This is a genomic window from Clostridiales bacterium (assembly GCA_018333995.1).
In the GTDB taxonomy this organism is placed as follows: domain Bacteria; phylum Actinomycetota; class Coriobacteriia; order Anaerosomatales; family SLCP01; genus JAGXSG01.
In genome coordinates this window covers 1-8,593 of record JAGXSG010000005.1, presented here as the reverse complement: position 1 = coordinate 8,593, position 8,593 = coordinate 1, and the positions used below count along the sequence as shown (strand labels likewise).

The following is an 8,593-nucleotide window of genomic DNA, read 5'->3' as shown; positions in this document are numbered from 1 at the left end:
GCGCTTAACTCGCGCGCCATCAGCTTACACCGCGAAGCGGCCGAACGCTCCTGCGCGTCGAGTTGAAGCGCGTGTTAGAGCACGCGGCTGACATCCGTCCGTACACCGGCGGCCCCACTCCCCCGCTTCCGCACACCCCCGGCTGGCACCGGCCCGCTTCCTGCCGAGGAGCCCTTAAGCCCCTGCCTCCCGGGACGGATCGCGCTTGCAATCCAGGCCAGGCATCCCGTCGCTCTAACGATGTAGCGCTTAACTCGCGCGCCATCAGCTTACACCGCGAAGCGGCCGAACGCTCCTGCGCGTCGAGTTGAAGCGCGTGTTAGAGCACGCGGCTGACACCCTTCAGGCACCGGCGGTCCCACTCCCCCGCTTCCGCACACCCCCGGCTGGCGCTGGCCCGCCTCCTGCCGAGGAGCCCTTAAGCGCCTGCCTCCCGGGACAGATCGCGCTTGCAATCCCGGCCAGGCATCCCGTCGCTCTAACGTGTTGCGCATAACCTGCAACGCACGCGCTTCTCTTTCGCATTCTACCTTCTGGTTGTCAGGTTGATGCGCTTGTTCGACAGAGTCCAACCCGATACCACTCACTGTGTATTGTTTTCAGTGTTTTGGGGCGCACAAATGACCGTACACGGTCAAGGGGTGCTCGAACATACGTGCTGTTCGCAACCCTTTCAGTGCGTAAGTATTTCTTTTAAGAAACTTTCTACAACATGGATTACAATAGTTGAGATTACTGCGTAGAACATGTGCTATGATGATTTCAGCACACGGATTGGAGTAGTAATGGACTCAGTGCAACAGGTACAAGAGAAGATAGCAGCCTTGGAGGCGGCTCTCCGCCAGACAGCGTTCGACGTACTCAATGAAAGCCGCTCCTACGACCAAGCGGCCAGGTTACTGAAGCTGGCCGAGAGCCTAAAGGAGCTTGAGAGTGAGTTCGCGAAGGTGATGCATCCGCCGTCGCCATCTGAGGACGACGAGGGCTGCACTTGGTGGGGGAAGGGCTACCCTCGCTTCTGCATCCGTGACGACAGGCTCGTCAAGGAGGCCAAAGGCAAGAAGTCAGTGGTCCCCTATACGCAGGAAGTGGACCACGGGGGGTTCGATGTCGTGGTCAATTGGATTTCCCAACATGCGCAGGCGGCATGGCAGATGACCGATATGGTGGAAGAGCTCAGCGGTACAGTCGCCGGCTACAAGCCGTACGCGGTCGTAGGAGCATTAGGTGAGGCGGGGCTTGTCAGAAGGGTCAAACGCGGATCCTACCGCGCGGTCTCTGAAGTGTCCGCAGAGGACTGGTGGGCACTTCTCGAGGCAGGGCCGATTGTTGCGCCCACACCACCGGAAGTCACCGAGTCCACCTTCGAGGACGATATCCCCTTCTAGCTGAGAGGAGGTGAAGGCCAATGAACCAAGAAGGCTACATGGCGGTCTGCATCCACAAATGCAGAAGCTGCGCTCATCCTTGCCAGGCTGCGCAGCTTCTGTGGTTGCCGAAGACCGTAGTCTTGGGCGAACGCTTCTAGCCCAAGCATGAAGGCAGCTCCCCGGCTCGTCAAGGTTGGGGAGCTGCCGGCTTCTGTCGAACGTCCGGTGCTTCAGCCGCGAACGAGCGACTCCGTGTCAGCCTAGCGCGTGCGTGAGTCGGCTGGAAGCACTTGTTAGAGCCCAGCCCCGGGCAGCGCCACGAAGCCCCTCTTCACGTCGGGCTTGAAGCCGGCAGCCTCGTAGAACGCGAGGATTCCGTCGTCTGTGCGCCCGGTGAGCAACATGACCTTGTAGCACCGCTCCGACCAAGCCAGTTCGAGCGCGTGACGGAGGACGCCGGTCGCGTAGCCTTTGCGGCGATGTTCCGCCTGCGTCACGACGTTCTCGACCAGAGCGTATGGCCGACATCCGCGAGTGAGGTTAGGGACAATGGTCAGAGCGCAACTCGAGACGAGCTTGCCTTCTTGGAAGTGACCGAGGTAGTGGCTGCCGGCGCCCGCCAAGATGCTCTCCCAGGTGTGCTCCACCGAGGGGCGTGCGGGCAACGGGTCGTCTTTCGAGTGCAGGTCCTCATACAGAGCGAGAAGCGCATCCAGATCACTCTCGCCGAGTTCACGAACCGCCATGTGATTCCCCCGAGGTTGGTGCTGTGGCTCTAACGATTTGGCGCTTAACTCGCGCGGCTTGCCTTTACAGGATACGCCAATCTCCTGCGCGTCGAGTTGAAGCGCTGGTTAGCGGCGTGGCCGCGACAACGTAAAGCGGGCGGTGACGCTCTGCGCGCCGGGCGCTTCCGCATCGCCCGTATCCCGCCTTCGCGCTGAGCGGCACCCGGGCGCGTGCAAACCGAGCCTCACTCAGTAAAGCGGCTAGCGGCGAGGAGCAACGCCCCTGCGCTCCCCGCTGTTCGACCCTGCGTACGTGCGAGCCTGTCAGCCCGCCTCACGGTCCCCGGCCGTCGCGCTAACGTAGTAGCGCTTAACTCGCGCGCCGTCAGCTTACACCGCGAAGCGGCCGAACGCTCCTGCGCGTCGAGTTGAAGCGCGTGTTAGAGCACGCGGCTGACACCCTTCAGGCACCGGCGGCCCCACTCCCCCGCTTCCGTACACCCCCGGCTGGCGCTGGCCCGCTCCCTGCCGAGGAGCCCTTAAGCCCCTGCCTCCCGGGACGGATCGCGCTGGCAATCCAGACCAGGCATCCCGTCGCTCTAACGATGTAGCGCTTAACTCGCGCGCCATCAGCTTACACCGCGAAGCGGCCGAACGCTCCTGCGCGTCGAGTTGAAGCGCGTGTTAGAGCACGCGGCTGACACCCTTCAGGCACCGGCGGCCCCACTCCCCCGCTTCCGGCACGCACCCCGGCTGGCGCTGGCCCGCTCCCTGCCGAGGAGCCCTTACGCCCATACCTCCCGGGACGGATCGCGCTGGCACTCCAGGCCAGGCATCCCGTCGCTCTAACGTGTTAGGCATGACCAGCAAACCGGCCACGCCATGCTCCAAGCCGAGGATACCTCACACGGCCGGTTTGTCTGCGTCGATGCCTTTGTTCGACCGCCCGACCGGATGACAGAAGCGAGCATCTCAGGGGCGTGAGGCACTCAGCGAGAACATCAGCGGTATGTCGCCAGTGCCCGGCGGCATCCGCCACAGACCGTCATCGTCCTGCACCATGAACTCCAGAACCTTCCACGCAACAACCGGATACTCCGAAAACTGCTCGATCCTGAGTCCGGCGCTCAGCAGCGAGCCGATGATCTCAGAGACGGTGTGCTGCCAGAAGTACGAGTCCGCAACGAAGTCGGCGGTTCGATCCGCATAGCTCCCGTGCTCCTCGAAGTAGTGGGGCTCCCGCGAGAAGTAGGGATAACCGACTTTGAGAGGCGGCTCTTCGATGAGGTCATCGAATACCGTCAGGAACGGGTGGGCGTCGATGATGTGAAACACGCCGCCCGGAGCAAGCCGCGACGCGATCGAGCGGGCCCATCCCTTGAGATCGGGAAGCCACATGATCGTGCCGTGAGAGGTGAATACAATGTCGAACGCGGTCCTGGGTACGGCATCAGGCAAGTCGGTGACGTCTGCCTGAACGAACTGCACGGGGAGATCAAGCCGTCGAGCGATGGATTGCGCCGCTGCAACGGAACGCGGAGAGAAGTCGACCCCCATCACGTTCACCGCACCGGCGAGTGCAAGACCCAGTGTGTCGATGCCGATGTGCGACTGCAGATGAAGTAGTCGCTTCCCGGTCACGTCACCCACGACGCTGCGGGTCACCCAGTCGAATGGTCGAGACGCGGGGTCGGCTACAAACCCCTCCACGTCGTAGAACGCTCCCGACATGTGGAGATCGGTCCAGCCGTCCCAGAGGCTCAAGTTGGCAGCGACTTCCTCACGCATGGATGGCTCCGAATCCTGGGTCGGTCGAACGTGTTTGAGATAACCCGCGAGCGAAGCGAGTCGGGTTGATCTCATTGTTAGGCTCCACCCGCTTAGTACTGCTGTTCGAGCAATCGTGGGAACGGCAGAGGAACTGGCGAAGCCAAGTACGAAGTCCCGTTGTTGTCCTGCTTCACGAACCAGACCGCAACGCCATACGTGTCTTCGGACCCCGCACCTGCAAACGGGGGCACCCACATGATCCTGATGTCGCCGTCGCCCTCCCATCCTGCCTCGCGAAAGCGACGTGCTACCGCCTCGAGTACCTCATCACGATTGGCGATGTCAGCTAGAACGCCAGATGCCAGCGGCATGTACTCCAAGACGTCGATGTGGTGATAAGTGTAGACATCGAAGCCGCCGATCATCTTGGGGTCTCTGATCTCGCCGCCGATGAGTTCGACCGACCACCCGAAGTCTCCAAAGACGATGTCATCGTACGGATCGTACTTGGCCGCCTCTGTTGCTTTCGCTTCGAATTCGCGTATTGCTGCTTCTGCATCTTGGGCAACACGAGCCCAGGTGGATTCCCTCTCCGCCTCGGAAAGCGAGATGAGGGGAGCATTGGGATCGTTGGCGGCCTGGAACTCAAACAGGCTCTTCATTGAGCCGAAGGCGCACGGCTTGACGATGACCGGCAGAATGCGGACTCCCTCTGCCGCTGCCGCCCCTAGTAGTGGAGGCAGTTCGTTCTCAGCGATGAAGTCCGACGCAAGGAAGTCTGCCGACACCAAGAGGATGGCAACTGCAGCGCGGCCCATTGCCGCCTCAATCTCGTTTCGCCATCGGTCTCCGGTGCGAATCTTCGTGTCGTCCCAAAGCGCGAGTCGGGACTCGCGCTCGTAGGGGCGCAAGTGGACTCGGAGTCTCTGAAGGTGCTCGCTGTCAGCATGGCTGTAGCTCACGAACACCTGGTTTCGCGTTGCCAATCGTCCCCCCTATTCGTGTGAGCCTAACGTGTTAGGCATGACCAGCAAACCGGCCACGCAACATTCCGAACCGAGAATACCTCACACGGCCGGTTTGTCTGCGTCGATGCCTTTGTTAGGCTTCGACCTCCCCGTTCGCTGCAAGCCTCGAGGCACGGCGTCTGACAATCGAACGCGCCAGCCGAGCGCCATGGTCCAGAAACCAAGCGTAGAGCACGAACAGGAACATGTATCCGGGGACGCGGGAGCCAAATAGTGTGAGTTCGGGCTGACCGGTGAGGACAGTGAGAATAACGAAAGCGGCTGAGCCGAGCCAAAGAGCCGCCGACGGAAGCACCCGTTCCCGCAGTGCCAGCTGAACGATCGCGCCGAAGGTGAACGGCAGGATCCCCGCAAGAAGGGCAACAACGACGAGGACCGCAACGGCCTCAAGGGCAAACCGATCAGTGAACACGCCGAGAAGACTGGCGGCAACTAGCGCGACCAAGAAAGCGAAGCCAATGAGCCAACGTCTGTCCAACCGAGACACCTCACGTAGGCCTAACGATTTGGCGCTTAACTCGCGCGGCTTGCCTTTACAGGATACGCCAATCTCCTGCGCGTCGAGTTGAAGCGCTGGTTAGCGGCGTGGCCGCGACAACGTAAAGCGGGCGGTGACGCTCTGCGCGCCGGGCGCTTCCGCATCGCCCGTATCCCGCCTTCGCGCTGAGCGGCACCCGGGCGCGTGCAAACCGAGCCTCACTCAGTAAAGCGGCTAGCGGCGAGGAGCAACGCCCCTGCGCTCCCCGCTGTTCGACCCTGCGTACGTGCGAGCCTGTCAGCCCGCCTCACGGTCCCCGGCCGTCGCGCTAACGATGTAGCGCATCAGCGGCGGCCGATAAGCCTGCATTCACTCTAGCGGTTCACGCCGTCCGCTGGATGCGCTTGTTGGACAGCGGCTAGTCAGCGCCGTCCATGTAGAACACCGCCTGGCCCACGCCAACCAGCATGCCCACGTCATCGAAGAAGAAGTACGTGTACAGCCCGTCCTGCTCGTAGAGGATCGATGCGTGGTAGACATCATCGGGGTCGAGTTCAGGCCGGTCGTGCATCATGCTGGGCGTGCTTTCGGGCAGAGCCTCGTCGACCTCACGGATGTCGGTCCCGTTCAGAGTGAAGCCGTGGATCGTGGGCGTCGCGACCGTCGTTCCTGACTCCAGCTGCGGACTCGCGCGAAGTTCAATGTAGGACACGCCCGCGGTGCTGTCGGTGGAGTCGGGGCTGTAGTCGCCCGCGAGGGCGCGAAACCGCGTGCCGTCAGGACGGTCCCACACCAACCACTGGCCCCAGGGGCTGGGGTCGTCCGCCGAAGGGCGCTCTATCGAGCTTGGATCGCCCATGTCCGCCTCGAGTGTGGCGACATCGAGCGGCAGCTCATATCCCTCAAGCGGTTCGGCTGTGGGCGCGACGGCGGGCGTCAGCGCGGGCTCGGCCGGATCACTGCTCGTCCGTTGCGCTGAACCCGGCACGCAGCCCGAGGCCAAGATGATCGCCGAGAGCAGTCCGACCGCAATAAGCTTCGAGGCTCTCACCCGTGTCCCCCGTCTGTCCAACGTCTTGGCGCTTCACCAGCGGCGCGCCGGCTAGCGCTTGCCACCCGAGTCTAACGCACGCAGCGCGCCGTCTGTGTGGAAGCGCTTGTTAGACCTCAGATCAGTTGACATTTCGACTGGCAAACTTGCCATGCATACTACCTTGACAGACACAGTAGTATGCATCATGTTGTTGTCGAAAGGAGGTGCGGATGTGGGCGACACACCGATCAGCAGCGACCTCATCAGAGGACACATCGACACCATCGTACTTGGCCTACTGAGCGCCGAGGACCGCTATGGCTACGACATCTGCAGGCAGGTCGCGCTCTTGTCCGACAACGAGTACGAACTCAAGGAGCCGACCCTGTACTCAGCCGCGCGCCGCCTCGAAGGACAGGGGCTCATCCGCTCCTACTGGGGCGAAGAGTCCCAGGGCGGTCGTCGCAAGTACTACGCAATCACAGCTGATGGCAGGCAAGCATACGAGCGCAACCTGACCGACTGGAAGCGTGCACGCCGACTAATCGACCGCCTTGTCTCCGGTGAAGCCGAGAAGGAGTGACCATGGAAGCAATCAAGTACTACGTGCAGGGCGCCTTTCAGGGCGTGAAGGTGACACCCGAGGTGCTTGAGCAGCAGGAGGAACTCATCGCCGACCTGACGGCAAAGGTGGGCGATCTCGTTGCACAGGGCAAGTCCGAGGATGAGGCGCTCGGAGTCGCGATTGCATCGGTGGGCGACTTGTCTGTGCTCGTCTCGGAGTTCGAGCCTGTCGAGGAGCTTGCTGACAAGATTCCTACGGCCTCTGTATACACCGCGCGCCTGGATCTGCACGTCATAGCAATCAGTGCGAGCATCGGCGCCGCTGTGATGATCGCCAGCACTGCTCTGGGAGCTTGGACCGACCTGGTTCATCCGGGTGCCGGGTTCTCGCTGCTCGCCGTGCTCGCCGCGGGCATCTTGTGGCTCCGCGGGGCGTACCTGCGCTACCGGGAATCACCGGATGCTGTCGAGGCTCGCGACCTCGTCTACAAGGCCCGCTTTCGCAAGGCACTGCTCGTATGGGCGGGTCTCGCGTTTGGTTCTATCCTGCTCAACGCTCTGACGGGAACCGATTTCTGGTGCTGGCCTTTCTGGGTCGCCGGCGGCACGTGGGCACTCACAGTCAAGGTTGAAGAGCGCTTGGCCAGGCGCGCGGAGTTCATCGCGCCGATTCCGGTACCCGAGGACGCGTGAGGGACCCGCAAGAATCCTGCTGGACAATTCTGTAGGTCTAACGTCTCGGCGCTTCAGCTGAAGCGCCGCCCCTCGATGCCTTGCCACCCGAGCATACCGCACACGGGCGGCGCTTTCTGCTGGAAGCGCTTGTTAGCCGTGCCCCAACAAGGAAGCGGGGGGCGCCCGACGGCACCCCCCGCTCAAGTCCGTACTGCACAGAAACGAATCTACTGGGACAGGCTGATGATACCCTTCTCCATCCCGAAAGCGCCGGTCTGGACCTGAAGCTGCAGGTCGGTGACACCCTCCGGGATTGCGAAGAGAACCTTGCCCTGCTTCTCGAGTTTCGGGTTGATCTTCTCAAGGAAGAAGTTGTCGTTGGTGTCGAGGTACATGAGTCCATCGCTGTCGGTCTCGTACACCGTCCCGTCGCTTTCGAGCAACTTGAAGAACGAAGAGTCGATGGTGACCGTCTCTTTCGACTCGTTCTTCACGGTGACCGTCACAACCATCCAGTTGCCGGTCTTGTTACCGAGCGGGCTCTTCAGCTCGGTCGTCATGACAGCATCGTTAACGGTGAAGACGAGGTCTCCGACCTTAAGTGCATCACCGATCTTGGCTACCTGCTCCGCCGGCTCCTCCGGTTCAGCAGCCTCTGCCTCCGGGGCCTCACCAGACGCGGGCTCGGTCGCAGCAGGCTCATTCTGGGGCGACTCTGCAGTGTTCGTGTCGTCGCCTCCGCCGCTTGAAGCCGCAGCGATTACGACGAGAACTACTATGGCCCAGAACCACCACTTCTTGTAGAACGGCTTCTTGGTCTTGCCTACGGTCTCTTCAGCCACGACGCCTCCTTCGCTAAGCACCGGATAGGTGTGGTTGCCCCTCGATTGTTGACTATAAGTCAACATGTGGAATGGTAGCGAACTTGCGGTGTGACGCATAGTCCG

9 protein-coding genes are annotated in these 8,593 nt (G+C 61.8%); 3 read left to right on the top strand and 6 right to left on the bottom strand.

Annotated elements, in window-relative coordinates:
- The first annotated feature begins 785 nt into the window (after window positions 1–785).
- Complete coding sequence (locus KGZ40_01455) at window positions 786–1,388, top strand: hypothetical protein (GenBank protein MBS3956191.1); 603 nt, start codon at window positions 786–788, stop codon at window positions 1,386–1,388.
- Window positions 1,389–1,663: 275 nt separating this feature from the next.
- On the opposite strand, the gene KGZ40_01450 is transcribed toward KGZ40_01455, so the two are convergent.
- From KGZ40_01450 to KGZ40_01430, 5 genes are all read right to left on the bottom strand, one after another.
- Window positions 1,664–2,116, bottom strand: coding sequence for a GNAT family N-acetyltransferase (locus KGZ40_01450; protein ID MBS3956190.1), 453 nt, complete (start codon window positions 2,114–2,116; stop codon window positions 1,664–1,666).
- A 954-nt stretch (window positions 2,117–3,070) separates the two neighbouring features.
- Window positions 3,071–3,886: a methyltransferase domain-containing protein gene (locus KGZ40_01445; protein ID MBS3956189.1), complete on the bottom strand. Its 816-nt coding sequence runs from the start codon at window positions 3,884–3,886 to the stop codon at window positions 3,071–3,073.
- A gap of 92 nt (window positions 3,887–3,978) precedes the next feature.
- Window positions 3,979–4,830, bottom strand: coding sequence for a toll/interleukin-1 receptor domain-containing protein (locus KGZ40_01440; protein ID MBS3956188.1), 852 nt, complete (start codon window positions 4,828–4,830; stop codon window positions 3,979–3,981).
- Window positions 4,831–4,969: 139 nt separating this feature from the next.
- Window positions 4,970–5,374, bottom strand: coding sequence for a hypothetical protein (locus KGZ40_01435; GenBank protein ID MBS3956187.1), 405 nt, complete (start codon window positions 5,372–5,374; stop codon window positions 4,970–4,972).
- 418 nt (window positions 5,375–5,792) lie between these two features.
- The gene (locus tag KGZ40_01430) at window positions 5,793–6,425 is read right to left on the bottom strand and encodes a hypothetical protein (protein MBS3956186.1); all 633 of its coding nucleotides are present in this window, start codon (window positions 6,423–6,425) and stop codon (window positions 5,793–5,795) included.
- Window positions 6,426–6,612: 187 nt separating this feature from the next.
- On the opposite strand from KGZ40_01430, the gene KGZ40_01425 reads away from it, so the two are divergent.
- Both KGZ40_01425 and KGZ40_01420 read left to right on the top strand, forming a co-directional pair.
- The gene (locus KGZ40_01425) at window positions 6,613–6,990 is read left to right on the top strand and encodes a helix-turn-helix transcriptional regulator (protein MBS3956185.1); all 378 of its coding nucleotides are present in this window, start codon (window positions 6,613–6,615) and stop codon (window positions 6,988–6,990) included.
- Window positions 6,991–6,992: 2 nt separating this feature from the next.
- A complete protein-coding gene (locus KGZ40_01420; GenBank protein MBS3956184.1) occupies window positions 6,993–7,664 on the top strand; it encodes a hypothetical protein in 672 nt (223 codons plus the stop codon).
- Between the two features lie 209 nt (window positions 7,665–7,873).
- Here the strand turns inward: KGZ40_01420 and KGZ40_01415 are convergent, their stop codons facing one another.
- Window positions 7,874–8,488: a DUF4352 domain-containing protein gene (locus KGZ40_01415; GenBank protein ID MBS3956183.1), complete on the bottom strand. Its 615-nt coding sequence runs from the start codon at window positions 8,486–8,488 to the stop codon at window positions 7,874–7,876.
- Window positions 8,489–8,593 lie beyond the last annotated feature (105 nt).